Source organism: Shewanella saliphila (genome assembly GCF_014648295.1).
Classification (GTDB): domain Bacteria; phylum Pseudomonadota; class Gammaproteobacteria; order Enterobacterales; family Shewanellaceae; genus Shewanella; species Shewanella saliphila.
Genome location: NZ_BMQV01000006.1, coordinates 25,138 through 41,459 on the forward strand (window position 1 = coordinate 25,138; position 16,322 = coordinate 41,459).

Sequence of the window (16,322 nt, forward strand, 5' to 3'; positions counted from 1 at the left end):
TTTGCATAGATAATAGGCTTATAAATGAAGCATGGAATGCAAAAAATTTTTGTGATGACCTTAATGGCGCTGTCGGTTACCGGTTGTGTAACCGAACGCACCTATAGTGGTACTGATACTCCGGTGGCTGAGCGTAAATTTGATAAAGTGAGTGCGGCCCGCGAGCGCATGCAACTTGGATTGACATATTTAAGCCGAGGTAACAGCGAGCAAGCAAAATACAATTTAAATAAAGCGGTTGAGCATGCGCCAAACTTAAGTGAAGTGCACGTGGCGATGGCGTATTATTACCAAACGGTTGACGATGTCGTTCGTACCGAAGAATCTTATAAGCGGGCCATTAGCCTTAGCGATGCGACCGGCGATGCGCGTAACAATTTTGGGGTGTTTTTATGTCAGCAAGGTAAATTTGCTGAGTCAGAAAACATGTTTCTTGAGGCCATTAATACACCCAAATACACCCGCACAGCATCAAGTTACGAAAATTTAGGTGTGTGTAGTCGCAAAGCAGGTAATAAAGAAAAAGCGCGACAGTATTTTAATATGGCGTTAAAGTATGATCCAAGAAGACAAGTAACCTTATTAGAGTTAACCGAGTTAGCCATGGAAGAAGCTGACTACGGCGATGCGCGCGAACAACTCGCAAGATACCATCGAGTTGTTAGTGAATCAGCAGAAAGTTTAGCCTTAGGGATCAAGATTGAGCGGGCGGCGAATGACTTAGAAGCCGTAAAACGATTTGGCATTTTATTAATTGCGAAGTTTCCTGCATCTCCACAAGCCAAAAATTATAGAGCTAACTTGAATTAATGACTAAAGAATTCGAAGTAGAACAAGACGCTGAAAAGGCCGCGTTGTTGAATGACGTTGTTACCGCGGGTGCTATTTTAAAAGCGGCTCGCGAAGCCAAAGGGCTGTCTATTGAGACGGTGGCAACGCAATTACATTTACGCCCAAAAATAATCAGCGATATCGAACAAGACATTTTTGATAATATTGCCTCCACAACTTACGTTCGGGGTTATATCCGAAACTATGCGCGTTTCATTAATGCGGATTTGAATGACATTCAATTATGTTTAAGCCATCAGTTGCCTGAAATTGTCCCTCCGGCAATGCAAAGCTTTTCACGTAAAACCACTCATCAGGCTCGTAACAGTCGCCTTAATTTAGTCACTTACCTTATTTTGGCTGTGTTAATTGCCATGTTTGTACTTTGGTGGGTGCAAAAGTCATCATTATTAACCAATGTTGACGTGTCGATGCCAACGGTTGAAGAAATTGCCGCAGAGGCCAGCATGCCTGAGCCGCAACAAATAACGCCGGCAGAACAAGCCGGTGATACACAAGCTACGATAGATGACGGCACCGCTGTTGATGCCAATGCCGAGCAAGCAAGTGTAGCTGCCAGTGCCGAAATCGATGCTGCAACTAGCAGCCTTGAACAACCGAATGCATCCATCACGACAATGCCTGCCAGTACGTTGACACCTGCAGCTAACAGTACCTTAAATCAAGCTAGCACTGAATCAATCGTTAATCTTGATAGTACCGCGTTAAGTGTTTCTGGCACTGAAGGCTTACTTACGATTGAGTTAAGTGGTGATTGCTGGATTAACGTCACTGATGCCAATGGTAAAGTATTGGTCGATGGCGTGAAAACCGCCGCTAAGTCAGTTGAAGTGCGTGGTCTTAAACCTTTTAAAGTGATACTCGGCGCCCCACAGGTTGCCAGTATCAGCCTTGACGGTGACCAAGTCAGCCTAGCTGAATTTGCTAACGGTCGAGTCGCAAGATTAACCCTGCCAAAAGCATAATGTGCTTTAGCAACAAGCAGTAGAGCGTATTTGCATGTATAACGAATCCCCAATTATTCGCAGACCTTCCACACGTATTTACGTGGGCAAAGTGCCTATTGGTGACGGTGCACCGATTGCTGTACAGTCGATGACCAATACAAAAACCACAGATGTCGAAGCCACTGTGGCGCAAATTAAAGCCTTAGAAAAAGTGGGTGCCGACATCGTGCGCGTTTCAGTGCCGACGATGGACGCTGCTGAAGCGTTTAAAATCATCAAACAATCCGTTGATGTGCCATTAGTTGCCGACATTCATTTTGATTACCGTATTGCATTAAAAGTGGCCGAATACGGCGTTGATTGCTTGCGCATCAACCCAGGTAACATCGGTAACGAAGAGCGTATCCGCAGTGTGGTTGAGTGTGCCCGAGACAAAAACATTCCCATCCGTATCGGGGTCAATGGCGGCTCACTTGAAAAAGATTTAATGGACAAATACCGCGAGCCAACACCTGAGGCATTACTTGAATCTGCAATGCGTCACGTGGATATTTTAGACCGCCTTAACTTTGATCAATTTAAGGTCAGTGTTAAAGCGTCTGATGTGTTTTTAGCGGTTGAGTCTTATCGATTACTGGCCAAGCAAATTCGCCAACCTTTACATTTAGGCATTACCGAAGCGGGCGGAATGCGCTCGGGTTCGGTTAAGTCTGCCGTTGGGTTAGGTATGTTGTTAGCCGAAGGTATCGGTGACACTATTCGTATCTCTTTGGCTGCAGACCCGGTTGAAGAAATCAAAGTCGGTTTTGACATTTTAAAGTCATTACGCATTCGCAGTCGCGGCATTAACTTCATTGCTTGCCCATCTTGTTCTCGTCAAGAATTTGATGTGATTAACACAGTGAATGAACTTGAGCGCCGCTTAGAAGATTTAACGACGGCCATGGATGTGTCAATTATTGGTTGTGTGGTTAATGGCCCAGGCGAAGCATTAGTGTCGCACATAGGTTTAACCGGTGGTCACGCTAAAAGTGGCTATTACGATGACGGCGTACGCCAAAAAGAGCGTTTTGACAACAACAGTATTGTTGATGCCCTAGAAGCCAAAATTCGCGCTAAAGCGGCGATGATGGCTAATCGTATTGATATAGCCGACAAAACAGATTAATTCACTAACCTGCTCGTTGTGCGAAGCATAGATTGAGCGGGTAAATTTACTTTTTATTAGTGTAAGCTAATTTTTAAATTGGACCAGTAACAGTGGCAAAGCAAATCCAAGCAATTCGCGGAATGAACGATATTCTGCCAACTCAAAGCCCAATTTGGCAAAAAGTCGAAGCGGTGCTTCGCTCATCAGTAAGTGCATTTGGTTACAGTGAAATCCGCACTCCTATCGTTGAAAGTACCGATCTTTTTAAACGTTCAATTGGTGAAGTGACCGATATCGTTGAAAAAGAAATGTACACCTTTGAAGACCGTAACGGTGACAGCTTAACGCTACGCCCAGAAGGCACTGCTTCAACAGTGCGCGCCGGTAATGAACATGGTTTACTGTACAACCAAGAACAACGCTTATGGTACATGGGGCCGATGTTCCGCCATGAGCGCCCTCAAAAAGGCCGTTATCGTCAATTCCACCAATTTGGTGTTGAAGTTTACGGTATTGGCACTGCTGACATTGACGCTGAAGTGTTAATGTTATCTGCACGTTTGTGGGACCAACTAGGCATTAAAGACCATGTCGCACTTGAGTTAAACACACTTGGCGATCCTGCTGAGCGTGCTGCTTATCGTGATGCATTAATTGCCTTTTTAGAGCAACACAAAGATAAATTAGACGAAGACAGCCAGCGCCGCATGTATTCAAACCCTCTGCGCGTTTTAGACAGTAAAGACCCACAAGTACAGGCTATTTTAGCCGATGCACCCGCATTGATGGACTACTTGGGTGAAGACACAAAAACACATTTTTCAACTTTATGTGAACTCTTAGACGCTGTTGGCATCCAATACACCGTCAATCCGCGTTTAGTACGTGGTTTAGATTACTATAACCGCACAGTATTTGAATGGGTAACCACGAGTTTAGGCTCACAAGGTACTGTGTTGGCTGGCGGCCGTTACGATGGCTTAGTGGGCCAGTTAGGCGGCAAAGATACGCCAGCGGTTGGTTTTGCTATGGGCTTAGAGCGCATTGTATTGTTGCTTGAAACCTTAGAGCTAACTAGTGACATCGCCGCTGAAGTTGATGTATACGTCACAGCGATGGGCGACAATTGCTTAGTTGAAGCGATTAAAGTTGCCGCAGAGTTGCGTCAACAGTTACCAACGCTTAAAGTCATGTCTCATTGCGGTGGTGGTAACTTTAAAAAGCAAATGAAGCGCGCAGACAAAAGCGGTGCTCAATATGCGTTAATTATTGGCGAAAATGAAGTTGCAAATAACCAAGTTGCCATTAAGCCATTACGAAATAACAACGAACAACAATTAGTCGCCCGTACTGAACTGGTGACTAAAATTGCAGAACTGATTTAAGAGGGGAAGCGTAAGTGGAAATTTATAGCACAGAAGAACAACAAGTAGATGCTATCAAGCAGTTCTGGAAAGATTATGGTACCTCAATTGCCGTAGGGGCAGTGGTAGGTCTTGGTGGTCTATATGGGTGGAATACCTATTCAGACATGAAAGTCGAATCAGCTGAACAAGCTTCTGAGACTTTTCAGGCCATTGCTGAGCAGTCAACTAATCCTGCTGCGTTTATCACTCAAGCAGAAACCTTTACTGCTGAGCACGACCAAGCGGGTTATCAAGCATTGCTTGAATTAATGGTCGCTAAGGCTGCCATTGACGCAGGTGACTTAACCAAAGCAGAAACGGCATTAACCAAAGTGATTGCTGCAAAACCTGGTTCAGGTTTAGACATGGTAGCCACCATTCGTTTAGCACGTGTGCAAGCTGAACAAAATAACTTAGGTGTGGCATTAGCTACACTTGAGCAAGTGACAGACGAAGCATTTGCCTCGCAACGTGAAGAATTAAAAGGCGACTTTTTAGTGCGTCAAGGTGATTTGGATAATGCCAAGTTAGCTTATCAAGCAGCGGTAGATAATGGTGGAGCCTTAACCAGTCCTGCGCTGACAATGAAACTAGACAATCTAAACAAGGCATAAGGAACTTAGCCGATGAAGTCGTGGTGTAGAAATCTACTTGCCGTTGGGCTAAGTGTTGCTTTTTTATCAGCTTGTTCTTCGAGTGATGTTGAAGAAGAGCCTGTGAGTGAATTAGTTGATATTCAAGCAACCGTGTTTCCAGAAATCAGTTGGGACACCAGTGTAGGCGAAGGCGTAGGTGATTATTACTCGCAGCTTCGTCCTACGATTCGTTACGATAAGTTATTCGTTGCAGATCGCAGCGGTGTTGTTGTTGCATTTGATGAAACAACCGGCGAAAAATTATGGTCGACAGACTTTAATGACGCGTTTGAAGAAGAGCTTAAAACCAAAACCAAAGGCATTCGCTTAGCAGCGGGCGTGACCGCAGCACGTAAAAAAGTGTTTGTGGGTGGTGAAACGGGTTTATTGGTTGCGTTAGATGAGGCTACTGGTGAAGTGGTTTGGTCAGCACAAGCAAACGGCGAGTTACTCTCAGCGCCAACGGTTGCTGAAGACGTTGTTGCAGTCAACACGGCTAAAGGTGCGTTTGAAGCTTTTAGTATTGATACTGGCGAAAAGCTATGGACTTACGAAAGTCAGCTTCCTAACTTAACATTGCGTGGCACATCTTCTGCTGCCTATGAAGCCGGTGGGTTCTTTGTTGGTACTGCCGACGGTAAAGTGGCTGTCGTGGTTAAAAATAACGGCCAGGCCGCCTGGGAACAACCCGTATACAGCCCAAGTGGCGGTAATGAGTTTACCCGTATGGCTGATGTTGATATGACCCCGTTAATTCTGGGCGAAAACTTATATGTTGCCAGCTACAACGGTAACTTAGTGTCAATGGAATTACGCAGCGGACGTACTGTTTGGTCGCGTAAATATTCGAGCTTTAATGAACTAGTAGAAGCGGGCTTAAGCTTATATCTTGTTGATGACCATAGCCGAATTTATTCAGTTGACCGTCGTAACGGCTTAGAGCTATGGAGTAACTCAACCCTTAAAAACCGTGAGCTTACTGCCGCAGCTGTTATCGATAATTATCTAGTTGTTGGCGATTTAGAAGGCTACTTACACTTCATCGACCGTACTAATGGTGATGTTGTAGGCCGTATTCAAGTCGACAGTGATGGTTTATATGCTCAGCCATTAGTGGTTGATGACAAAATCTATGTGCAAGGTCGCAGTGGTAAAGTTGCCATTGTTGTCTTAGGCGAAGAGTAAATGCATGTTGAGGAAGATACCCAAGCCAATACAGAATAAGTCCTAGGACCATTTCTGAATTAATTAAGGTATAATATCTCTACTAGAGCCCCTGGAAGCGTTCCGGGGGCTTTTTATTGAAAAGTTTTTTAGAGGCAAAATCATGATCCCTGTAGTGGCCCTTGTGGGGCGACCAAACGTCGGTAAATCGACATTATTTAATCGTCTTACACGTACTCGTGATGCGTTAGTAGCTGATTTTCCTGGCTTAACACGTGACCGTAAATACGGCCGTGCATTTTTAGCTGGTTACGAGTTTATCGTTGTTGATACCGGCGGTATTGATGGCACCGAAGAAGGGATCGAAACCAAAATGGCTGAGCAGTCATTAGCGGCTATTGAAGAAGCTGATGTTGTGTTGTTTATGACCGACGCTCGCGCTGGTTTAACCGCTGCCGACTTAGCCATTGCACAGCATTTACGTAGCCGTGACAAAGTGACCTTCGTGGTTGCTAACAAAGTTGATGGTATCGATGCCGATTCGGCCTGTGGAGAATTTTGGTCTCTAGGTTTAGGTGAAGTATACCAAATGGCTGCCGCACAGGGCCGTGGTGTCACCAACATGATTGACTACGCGTTAACACCTTACGCTGAAGCTATGGGCATTGTCCGTGAGCTTGACGAAGAAGGTGAGCAGGTTGAACGTGAATACAGCGAAGAAGAAGCTGAAGCAGAGCAAACTCGTTTACAAAACCTGCCGATTAAGCTGGCCATTATTGGTAAGCCAAACGTAGGTAAGTCAACGCTGATTAACCGTATTTTAGGTGAAGACCGTGTCGTGGTTTATGATGAACCAGGCACCACCCGTGACAGTATTTATATACCAATGTCGCGCGAAGGCCGTGAATATGTCCTTATCGACACAGCCGGTGTACGCCGTCGTAGTAAAGTGCATGAAGTCGTTGAAAAGTTCTCAGTAATTAAAACCCTCAAAGCGGTTGAAGACGCTAACGTGGTATTGTTAGTGATTGATGCACGCGAAGGTATTGCAGAGCAAGACCTTGGCTTACTTGGTTTTGCCTTAAACGCTGGTCGTGCACTCGTGATTGCCGTGAATAAGTGGGACGGTATTGATCAACTGGTTAAAGACCGAGTTAAAAGCGAATTGGACCGTCGTTTAGGTTTTATCGACTTTGCTCGTATTCACTTTATTTCAGCATTACACGGTACTGGTGTTGGCCATCTATATGAGTCAATCGAAGAAGCTTACGACAGTGCAACCCGTCGTGTAAGCACGTCGATGTTGACTCGTATTATGCAAATGTCGCAAGAAGATCACCAACCACCATTGGTCAATGGTCGCCGTGTTAAGCTTAAATATGCCCATGCGGGTGGATATAACCCACCGATTGTTGTGGTACACGGTAACCAGGTCAGCAAGCTGCCTGACTCATACAAACGTTATATGATGAACTATTTCCGTCGTTCATTAAAAGTCGTTGGTACGCCAATCCAGTTACGTTTCCACGAAGGTGCTAACCCGTTTGAAGGTAAAACAGACAAGTTAACCCTAGGGCAGGAACGTCGCCGTAAGCGTGCAATGAGCCATATTCGCGATCGTAAAAAATAACGACAAGCAATAACAAAAAGCCTGACATGTTCAGGCTTTTTTGTGGCTGGCATATTAATAGGGAAATGCATACAAGCTATAATGGCTTACCACCAAGATGAAGAACAGCATTGGGTTGCCCAGTTAATACCATTTCCATTAATTATGTGACCAATCAGAGTCACTCAGACTGTTCAGTTTGAGGCGCATTGTTGTAATAATGGTTATTCCCTTCTAAGACGATGCAACAAAGAAATGAACGGTCTGAGTGCCTCCTGCAAGGCGGGTTTCTGTGCCTTCTATGCTGCTTAATAGCATTTTGACGTACGACTGCATGGATGCAGGAGGTAGAGCAACGCAGGAGCAGTTGCCGAGAGCAACTATGCCTTCAATTCTATTACTTGCCTAGAAGACACAGAATTCCCGCTGAATGACCAGATAATTAGTGGAATTGGTATAACATGTGGCCATTTTCAACATGTGCGCCATGACCCACCCTGGACTGTCCGCGAATGGGTCACTACCGATCTTGGTCGCAAACAACATTTAGGTATGCAACTTAACTGTAAAAAATGTGATCGTGAAGAACCTGTAGATGCTATTGGCGCGTCTTAGTTTTCGATTGTCTAGCGCTCAATAGATAGCCAGCAATATACAGGCAGATAACACTTTCCATTACCATGGATAACCAAAAGCCATGAGTAAAAGGTTGGCTTGAATAACCTATAACTAAACTGACAAAAAATAATTTTTCAATTAATGCCACCCAAAACACTGGGATGCTCCAGTCATTACGAAATATCGCAATCAAGAAACCACAGCCCATCATTAACACTAAAAAGCCCCAATGCTGAATAAATATTGTGTCGCTAACAATATAGGGCAATTGGTTTAACTGCGCTAAAGCCCATTGAGGCGCGATAGTATAAAGCCCACCTAACGATGTACCAATACCGGCAATCAGCAGTGCTAAGGTTTGTGTACGTTTAAAAAATTCAGCCATGAGAACGTCCTATTCATAAATCCCTTTCATATTTATCTTGCCGCTCGGTCAGTCATATTACGAATAAAATCCAAAACCGTAAGTGATTGTTAAGCTTACGAGACAATAATGCAGTGGTTAACTTAATCTATCGAGGTGTCTATGTATACCCAATCAAATTTTTCATTGCTTCACCGTTTTCTCCACTGGGGATTAGCGATAACCATGCTGGTGATGTTATTAACCGTATTGTTACGTTTAGGCTGGATGGAGAAACATCACATGGCTGCAGTGGTCACTCAAGGCTTAGCCAATATTGATGTCATGATCACCGATAAACAAGCGGTAATTATTGCGAAAGGGATCCGTGGAGTGATGTTTAAATGGCACATTTACTTTGGTTATGCAGTGAGTGTATTGGTGTTTGCTCGCTTTATGTATATGGCTAAATTTGGTCTGCATTATCTTTCGCCATTGAGCCGTCAGGCGACAATGAAGCAAAAATTTCAAGCATGGGTGTATTGGGTGTTTTATGTCGGTGTGGCCATGTCGGTGGTCACCGGGTTATTACTCAAATTTGGTCCTGAGGCCATAGAGCATCAAGTAGAAACAATACATAAACTGGCATTATGGTATTTTATTCCGTTTATCAGCTTGCACGTGGCCGGTATATTCATTGCCGAATATACCGATGAAAAAGGCATTGTATCTAAAATGATTGGTGGCTAATACGGATGACATAACGAGTTGTTTATCGTTAATGCTTAAATCTGTTTTTAGCTTAAGTAAACCTTAAGATTGGTGACCTAGTGTGTGACTTATCAACTCATAAGGTGAAAATATAATGTCTAAAAAGTTATTTTCTCTCACAAATAAATTCAGTTTTACCCTACTTAGTGTGGCACTGAGTCTAAGCACTGCAGTGTATGCCGCACCGTCTTTAGAGCACTCAGTGTTAAACGCTCAAGGTCAATCGGTTAGTTTGCAGCAATATGCTGGCAAGGTGGTTTATGTTGATTTTTGGGCATCTTGGTGTGGGCCATGCCGTAAGTCATTTCCATGGATGAATGCCATGCATGCAAAATATCAACAACAGGGGTTAGAGGTTGTGGCCATTAATCTTGATGTTGATACAGCACTTGCCCATGAGTTTTTAGCTCAATTGCCTGCCCATTTTAATCTTGTATTTAACCCCGAAGGTGATGTTGCTAAAGCCTATGATTTACAAGGCATGCCAAGCAGCTTTTTGTTTAATCGCCAGGGACAACTGGTACAAACTCATGTGGGATTTTATCAAGAAAACATTCCTGCTTATGAGCAAGAAATTCAATTGTTGTTACAGGAGTCATCACATGAGTAATGTGCTTTATAAGCCTTTAATTAAAACCGCGTTGGCATTAGCGATTGCCAGTAGTTTACTGGGTTGTTCGAGTTTAGGTGTGCAGCCATGGGAAAAAGATCAATTTGCCCGTGAAGACATGGCGCTGAACAGTGAAAAGCTGGATTTAGCACTAGATGATCACATTTATTTCAGTAAAGAAGGCACCAGTGGTGGCCGCTCATTAGCCGGTGGAGGTTGTGGATGCAACTAACGTCAACACAAAGTATTGCCAGTGCACTGGCACTAGCCAGTTGTAGCCTTATTGGCCAAACCCAAGCGGCAGAAACCGTGCCTGCTAACGATGATTGGAAAGTCGATGCAGCGATTATGTATTACGGTGAACAAGACCGCGTACAAGCAGCTGAAGCGATAGGCAATGTACAAAAAGCCTTTGGCGACTCGTCATTATTAGACCTAAAGATTGTGGTAGATAGCTTAACCGGTGCCTCTGCATCAGGTGCCGTTGCTCAAGCGCAAAGCCAAACATTTACCCGTCCTTCAGGTAAAGGCGAGTACACAGTTAAGGCGGGTGACACGCCGCTTGACGATACTTTTCATGATACTCGCGTACAGTTAAGTGCCAATTGGCAAGAGATCTTAAATCAAGATTGGACTACTAATGTCGGTATGTATGCCTCTAAAGAATTTGATTATTTATCAATGGGTTTAAATGCTGGGGTAGAACGTAGTTTTAACAAAAACAACACCACAATTGCTTTGTCGGGGGCGTTTACGAATGACGTTGTTGACCCTGTTGGTGGCCGCCCTGTAGCGCTGTCTGAAATGGTGTTTAGTGCCGACTATAACAGTGACGCTGAGTATCAAGCTGCGTTTGATCAGACCCGTTTAAACGGCGATGATACCAAACAAACGACGGATGTGATGATAGGTGTAACTCAGATCCTAAACCGTAACTGGTTGATGCAAGCTAATTACGGTTTGTCGAGCGTGTCGGGTTACATGACCGACCCTTATAAAATATTAAGCGAAGTAGACCTTAACGGGTTAACCCAGGGCTATCGTTATGAGAACCGCCCAGACTCTCGCTTAAAACACAGTGTGTTTTTAATGACAAAAGGCGCGCTTGACTCTGGTGTGGTGGATTTTTCATATCGTTACAGTACTGATGATTGGGACATTACCTCACACACGTTAGAAACGCATTATCGCTATTACTTTAGCCCGAGTTTTTATGGCCAGTTGCACTTACGTTACTATCAACAACAAGCGGCTGAGTTCTATCAACCTTTCTTAATGGTCGGCGATGCATTACCTGAATATGCCAGTGCCGATTACCGAATTGGTGATATGACGGCGTATACCATTGGGCTTAAATTTGGTCAGCGTTTATCGGGTGGTCATGAGATGACATATCGTCTTGAGTACTATCAGCAAAACCCTGATAGCAACGGCACTGAAATCCCGGGGCAATTACAAAACTATGATTTGTTCCCGTCAGTGAAAGCGATTGTTGCTCAAGTCAGTTATTCGTTTTAATGTGGATCTAATGTAATTTGAATCGTAGGCCATTATTGCATGAGTAATAATGGCCTGCTGCTATAAACCGAGAGTCTTATGGTCGCTAATTCGTCAAACCCACAGGCAAACAACATAAGCTTACAGCCCCGCGAATGGGGTTTTTTAGGTTCGTTTACGGCGATGGCAAGCCCCTGTGAAGTGTTGATGGCGGTAGATGATCAACATATTGCCGAGCAAATGCTGCAACTCGCGTTTCAAGAAGCTAAGCGTATTGAACAAAAATTTAGTCGCTTTATTGAAGGAAATTTAATTTGGCATGTAAATCATGCAAACGGGGTGGCAAAACCCATTGATGCCGAAACCGTGCACTTATTGCAATTTGCTCAACAATGTTATCAATTGAGTGACGGCGCCTTTGACATTAGTGCCTGCCCGTTAATGTCATTATGGCGTTTTGACGGTAAACACAGTGTACCGAAACACATCGATATAACGGAGGCCATAGAACATGTTGGGTTATCGCAAATGACCCTTAGCGATAGCCACGTGTATTTACCCTCAGGTATGAGTATTGATTTGGGCGGCATAGGTAAAGAGTATGCGGTTGATAAAACGGCGCAAATGATCGCTAAACAATGGCCGGAACACTCTGTGTTGGTTAACTTTGGTGGCGATATTGCTTGCCCGATCACCAAAAGCGATGGTTGGCAGGTCGGGATTGAAAATCCGCAACAATTAGATAATGCCGCAGCGCTATTAACCATTCGCCAGGGGGCGCTAGCCACTAGCGGAACCACTCGCCGTTACATTGAGGTGGATGGCAAGCGCTACGGCCATATTATTAATCCTAAAACGGGCTATCCTGTTGAGCAGGCGCCCTTATCGGTTACCGTGCTTGCGCCAAATTGTGTGATGGCCGGTATGTTAGCCACTATGTCGATGTTAAAAGGGCCAGATGCTGAAGCCTTTTTGCAGCAACAGGGTGTCGATTTTAACGTCTTTCGAGGGTGAAAATGCGAGTATTGCTGGTTGAAGATAATAAGTTACTGGCTCAAGGCGTGGTGATGAGCTTGGCAAAAGAAGGCATTCAAGTCGACCATTTACCTTCCTATAAACAAGCGCAAGTGGCACTTGATAATGAAGACTTTAGCGCAATCATTTTAGATTTAGGTTTACCTGACGGCAATGGTGCCGATTTGCTCAAATTGTGGCGTCGCTCTGGCGTATCATTACCCATTATTGTGTTAACGGCCAATACCGATTTCGATACCCGCCTTGATTGCCTAGACATAGGGGCCGATGACTATTTAAGTAAACCCTTTGATGTCAGAGAGCTTATTGCCAGATTACGGGCAATTATTCGGCGCCAACATGGGCTCGATAATAATCAATTTAGTTATGGCGCACTCAATATCGATTTTACTTGCTGCGAGGTGCATTTTCGTGGCGAATTGGTGTCATTATCGCGCCGTGAATACCAAGTGCTACTGGAGTTTGCTCAATCTGCTGGGCGTGTATTAACGCGTAATCAATTGGAACAGTTAACTTACGGCTGGGATGAGGTGGGCAGTAATTCCATTGAGGTGCACATTCATCATTTACGTAAAAAAACCGCCACAGAACTAATTAAAACCGTACGGGGTATCGGTTATATTTTAACTGACACGCTATAGTCATTGGTCGCCAAACTACGGTGTAGATAAGGGTATTATGTTTTCATTACGATTATTGTTAAGTTTATTGATGCTTGTTGGCATTGTGTTGACGGTGACATTTTCGAGCATATTAAGTAATCGTGATGCAACCCATGAGGTCGAAGAACTGTTTGACGCCCAAATGGTACAAACGGCTAAAGTGCTTGAGCAATTTTATGTTAATCAACTCACGTCATCGCAACTAGATGCACTCATTAAACAGCCGGTGTTATTTCATGTTGCTGACTCGCAAATTGAAACCTTGGCCGAGAAAGCCAACGCTGTCACCTTGTCATATGAACACAAATTATCATTTCAATTATTGTCAGAACAAGGGCAAATGTTGGCGTATTCTGATAGCTCAGGTGAGCAATTATTGACCCACTTTACTCAAGGTTATGACACCCGCATTGTTGGCGGTAAATTATGGCATGTGTACAGTTTTTTCTCTCAGCCTAAACAAGTGTGGATTATTACTGCACAACGCGATGATGTTCGCCAAGAAATCGTCTCGATGATCATTAACAACTCATGGCGTGCGCCTCTACTCATTACCCCTGTGATGATGCTAATGATGTTATTGGTGACTTACTATTTGTTTAAGCCCGTGAAATTACTTGAGCGAAATCTCGCGAATCGTTCAGCCCAAGATTTAACGCCCATTAATTACGCCTTACCGACAGAATTAGGTTCAACCCAAAAAGCACTCAATAACTATCTACAGCGCATTAACGAAACCCTTGCTCGGGAACGGCGCTTTAGTGCCGACGCAGCTCATGAGCTTAAAACCCCATTAGCCATTATTAAGCTTCATAGTGATGGGTTAAGTGATGAGTTGTCGGCTCATGGAGAGGCGGTTCAACAAGCAACCTTACCTTATATTAATGCTATCGATGAAGGGGTTAACCGTATCAGCCATACGGTAGAGCAGCTGTTATTGTTGTCACGGGTTGATGCGATAGATGCCTTAAATCGTCAAGATTGTCAGCTTCAAGCGATTATTGATAATGTAATTAATCAATTATTGCATTTAATCGCCGATTACCAATGGCACGTTGATATTCCCAATGAGTTAACCGTTAATGCCGACCCATTTTATTTGGAGCTAGTGTTAAAAAATGTCATTGAAAATGCGTGTAAATATAGCCCTGTAGACTCTGTTATTACTGTGCGTGCGGAGCAAACCAATGCGGGTATCAACATTTATGTGAGCGATCAGGGCAGTGGTATGACAGATGAGCAAATTAGTTTAGCCCAAAACCGTTTTTACCGGGTCGATGAAAATGCTTCTCAAGGGGCTGGGTTAGGGTTGTCGATTTGCCAACATATTATTAGTTTACATCAAGGTGAGTTGAGTCTTCGCCGTATTGAGCCGCAAGGGTTATTGGTATGCATCCGCTTACCTGCCATCTCATAAACGGATTGGTATAACACGCTGAGAGCCTATAAATGAAAACAGCATGAGCTCAAACTCATGCTGTTTTTATTTTGCGGTCCTAATGTTTTTCTCTGGTTGGTTTACTGCTTCTTGAGTGACTTGCTTGCCTCGATGAGTTGCTACGCTGTTGGTTGCTCATGCTACGTTGCGAATTGCTTGAGCGTTGTGCTTTTTGCGGGGCACTTCGAGTGACAGAACGCACCTGTTTGGGCTCGCTTCTGCGTTGCCGTTTTGCCACTTGCTGGACACTTCGCGAAGCGGCTTGTGATTGACGAGTTTTTTCTACTTTTGCTGCACGTTGTACTTTTTGCGTTGCTGCTTTTTTAGATTCAACCTGTCGTGATTTTTGAGTCACATAGGTTACCGGTTTGGCCTCATATTTGGATTTGTTATTTACCACATCGCGCTTATTGCTGTAGCTCGAACGCATTGGTTCACCTTTACGGTCAAACGATTTGCTTTTAGAGGTGGCTTGACGTTGCTGACTTAGCTCGCGCTTTAACGCAGTGCTGCGATGCTCTACCACTTGATTACGATTGACGCCCTTTACCGCTGCATGCTCACTGCGCTTGTCTTGTTTAGTGCTGTGGCTCACTTGTTTACGAGGCTCATTAACCATTTGGCGTTTAGTCTCACGAGAATAGCTAACAGGCTTATGACGTTGTTCATAATGACCATTGTAACGTTTACTCACGACTTGGCTGCGATAAGCCACGCCTTTACGATGTTTAGGTTTGTGTTGCCAATGTTGTGCACCATGGCTGTAACTGATTTTACGTGGCGTGTAATAACGGTAGTTTTTACGAACCGGTACCGCGATGACACGGCGATCATGCCAATGGAATCCACTAAAAAAGAAGTTAAAGCTAATGCGCACGCCTGCATCCCAAAATATCGCACTGTGACTTGGGCGGTAATGCACATATGCAGGTGCATGCCAATACACGGGTGGGTATCGGTTCCAACGCCAGTTACCATAAACAATGCGGCTGTCATAGTAAGGCACATAGACAATTTCAGGACGAACAGATTCAATAATAATTCGGCGCTCAACTCGGGTCACTTTAACTTGTTCAAGATCGGCCAGATTATTCGCTTCATCGGCTTGTAGTCTTAGTGACTGTATGGTGTCTAGCAAGCGCCCCTCATCTTGTAAAAATGCATCGCCTAGGTTTTGCGTCCACACTAAATCATCATTTAAGCGTTCAAGCACATTAGGAAAGGCCACCAAGGCTTTCACGCTTGGGTCCCAATCTTGCGACTCTACCGCGGTCATAATTTGGCTGGTATCGCGCTCTCCCTGGCTGGCTAACCAACGTTTGGCTTGCACAATTTCAAGCGGGTAGGTTGACGCAATCAGTATGTGCGTTAATAGGCTGTCTGGATATAGCGCAATAGGCGCGAGCATTTGTGCCAACTCTGCATCACTGACCACTTCATCCACTGTATTGTAAGTGGATGACTCGGTAGGTTGTGCGGCTTGTACACTTGCTAATGGCATGCAAACCAAGGCTAATGCAATAAGCGCTTTAGCGGGTGTTTGAATGGCTTTTTTCATGTTATCTCCAGTGTCATTGATGACTGT

17 protein-coding genes are annotated in these 16,322 nt (G+C 44.3%); 15 read left to right on the forward strand and 2 right to left on the reverse strand.

What is annotated here, in order from left to right; genetic code table 11:
• The first annotated feature begins 24 nt into the window (after positions 1-24).
• The 8 genes from pilW to IEY48_RS04730 all read left to right on the forward strand — a co-directional run bounded on the left by pilW (position 25) and on the right by IEY48_RS04730 (position 8,378).
• The gene (pilW, locus tag IEY48_RS04695) at positions 25-810 is read left to right on the forward strand and encodes a type IV pilus biogenesis/stability protein PilW (RefSeq protein WP_188917775.1); all 786 of its coding nucleotides are present in this window, start codon (positions 25-27) and stop codon (positions 808-810) included.
• Entirely contained in the window at positions 810-1,817 is a 1,008-nt protein-coding gene (locus IEY48_RS04700; RefSeq protein WP_188917777.1) for a RodZ domain-containing protein, read from the forward strand. The genes pilW and IEY48_RS04700 overlap by 1 nt, the downstream gene beginning before the upstream one ends.
• Before the next feature lie 34 nt (positions 1,818-1,851).
• Positions 1,852-2,967, forward strand: a complete 1,116-nt coding sequence (gene ispG / locus IEY48_RS04705) for a flavodoxin-dependent (E)-4-hydroxy-3-methylbut-2-enyl-diphosphate synthase (RefSeq protein WP_188917779.1) — start codon at positions 1,852-1,854, stop codon at positions 2,965-2,967.
• Positions 2,968-3,059: 92 nt separating this feature from the next.
• On the forward strand, positions 3,060-4,334 hold the full coding sequence (hisS, locus tag IEY48_RS04710) for a histidine--tRNA ligase (RefSeq protein WP_188917781.1): 1,275 nt from the start codon (positions 3,060-3,062) through the stop codon (positions 4,332-4,334).
• 14 nt (positions 4,335-4,348) lie between these two features.
• On the forward strand, positions 4,349-4,969 hold the full coding sequence (locus tag IEY48_RS04715) for a tetratricopeptide repeat protein (protein WP_188917783.1): 621 nt from the start codon (positions 4,349-4,351) through the stop codon (positions 4,967-4,969).
• A 12-nt stretch (positions 4,970-4,981) separates the two neighbouring features.
• Entirely contained in the window at positions 4,982-6,175 is a 1,194-nt protein-coding gene (gene bamB, locus IEY48_RS04720) for an outer membrane protein assembly factor BamB (RefSeq protein ID WP_188917785.1), read from the forward strand.
• Positions 6,176-6,317: 142 nt separating this feature from the next.
• Positions 6,318-7,784 (forward strand): ribosome biogenesis GTPase Der, encoded by a 1,467-nt coding sequence (der, locus tag IEY48_RS04725; protein ID WP_188917787.1) that lies wholly within the window; start codon positions 6,318-6,320, stop codon positions 7,782-7,784.
• A 405-nt stretch (positions 7,785-8,189) separates the two neighbouring features.
• On the forward strand, positions 8,190-8,378 hold the full coding sequence (locus tag IEY48_RS04730) for a DUF3565 domain-containing protein (protein WP_188917985.1): 189 nt from the start codon (positions 8,190-8,192) through the stop codon (positions 8,376-8,378).
• Here the strand turns inward: IEY48_RS04730 and IEY48_RS04735 are convergent.
• Positions 8,362-8,766, reverse strand: coding sequence for a hypothetical protein (locus IEY48_RS04735; protein ID WP_188917789.1), 405 nt, complete (start codon positions 8,764-8,766; stop codon positions 8,362-8,364). The two genes, IEY48_RS04730 and IEY48_RS04735, sit on opposite strands and share 17 nt — an antisense overlap.
• 141 nt (positions 8,767-8,907) lie before the next feature.
• On the opposite strand from IEY48_RS04735, the gene IEY48_RS04740 reads away from it, so the two are divergent.
• The 7 genes from IEY48_RS04740 (at position 8,908) to IEY48_RS04770 (ending at position 14,716) form a co-directional block, all read left to right on the forward strand.
• A complete protein-coding gene (locus IEY48_RS04740) occupies positions 8,908-9,474 on the forward strand; it encodes a cytochrome b/b6 domain-containing protein (RefSeq protein WP_188917792.1) in 567 nt (188 codons plus the stop codon).
• Between the two features lie 115 nt (positions 9,475-9,589).
• The gene (locus IEY48_RS04745) at positions 9,590-10,105 is read left to right on the forward strand and encodes a TlpA disulfide reductase family protein (RefSeq protein ID WP_188917794.1); all 516 of its coding nucleotides are present in this window, start codon (positions 9,590-9,592) and stop codon (positions 10,103-10,105) included.
• Positions 10,098-10,337: a DUF4266 domain-containing protein gene (locus IEY48_RS04750; protein ID WP_188917796.1), complete on the forward strand. Its 240-nt coding sequence runs from the start codon at positions 10,098-10,100 to the stop codon at positions 10,335-10,337. The genes IEY48_RS04745 and IEY48_RS04750 overlap by 8 nt, the downstream gene beginning before the upstream one ends.
• Positions 10,328-11,623, forward strand: coding sequence for a DUF3570 domain-containing protein (locus tag IEY48_RS04755; protein WP_188917798.1), 1,296 nt, complete (start codon positions 10,328-10,330; stop codon positions 11,621-11,623). Before IEY48_RS04750 ends, IEY48_RS04755 begins: the two co-directional genes overlap by 10 nt.
• A gap of 78 nt (positions 11,624-11,701) precedes the next feature.
• The gene (locus tag IEY48_RS04760; RefSeq protein ID WP_229786325.1) at positions 11,702-12,616 is read left to right on the forward strand and encodes an FAD:protein FMN transferase; all 915 of its coding nucleotides are present in this window, start codon (positions 11,702-11,704) and stop codon (positions 12,614-12,616) included.
• Between the two features lie 2 nt (positions 12,617-12,618).
• Complete coding sequence (locus IEY48_RS04765) at positions 12,619-13,278, forward strand: response regulator (protein ID WP_188917800.1); 660 nt, start codon at positions 12,619-12,621, stop codon at positions 13,276-13,278.
• Between the two features lie 37 nt (positions 13,279-13,315).
• Positions 13,316-14,716, forward strand: coding sequence for a sensor histidine kinase (locus tag IEY48_RS04770; RefSeq protein ID WP_188917802.1), 1,401 nt, complete (start codon positions 13,316-13,318; stop codon positions 14,714-14,716).
• A 79-nt stretch (positions 14,717-14,795) separates the two neighbouring features.
• On the opposite strand, the gene IEY48_RS04775 is transcribed toward IEY48_RS04770, so the two are convergent.
• Positions 14,796-16,295, reverse strand: coding sequence for a DUF3300 domain-containing protein (locus IEY48_RS04775; RefSeq protein ID WP_188917804.1), 1,500 nt, complete (start codon positions 16,293-16,295; stop codon positions 14,796-14,798).
• Between the last annotated feature and the right edge of the window lie 27 nt (positions 16,296-16,322).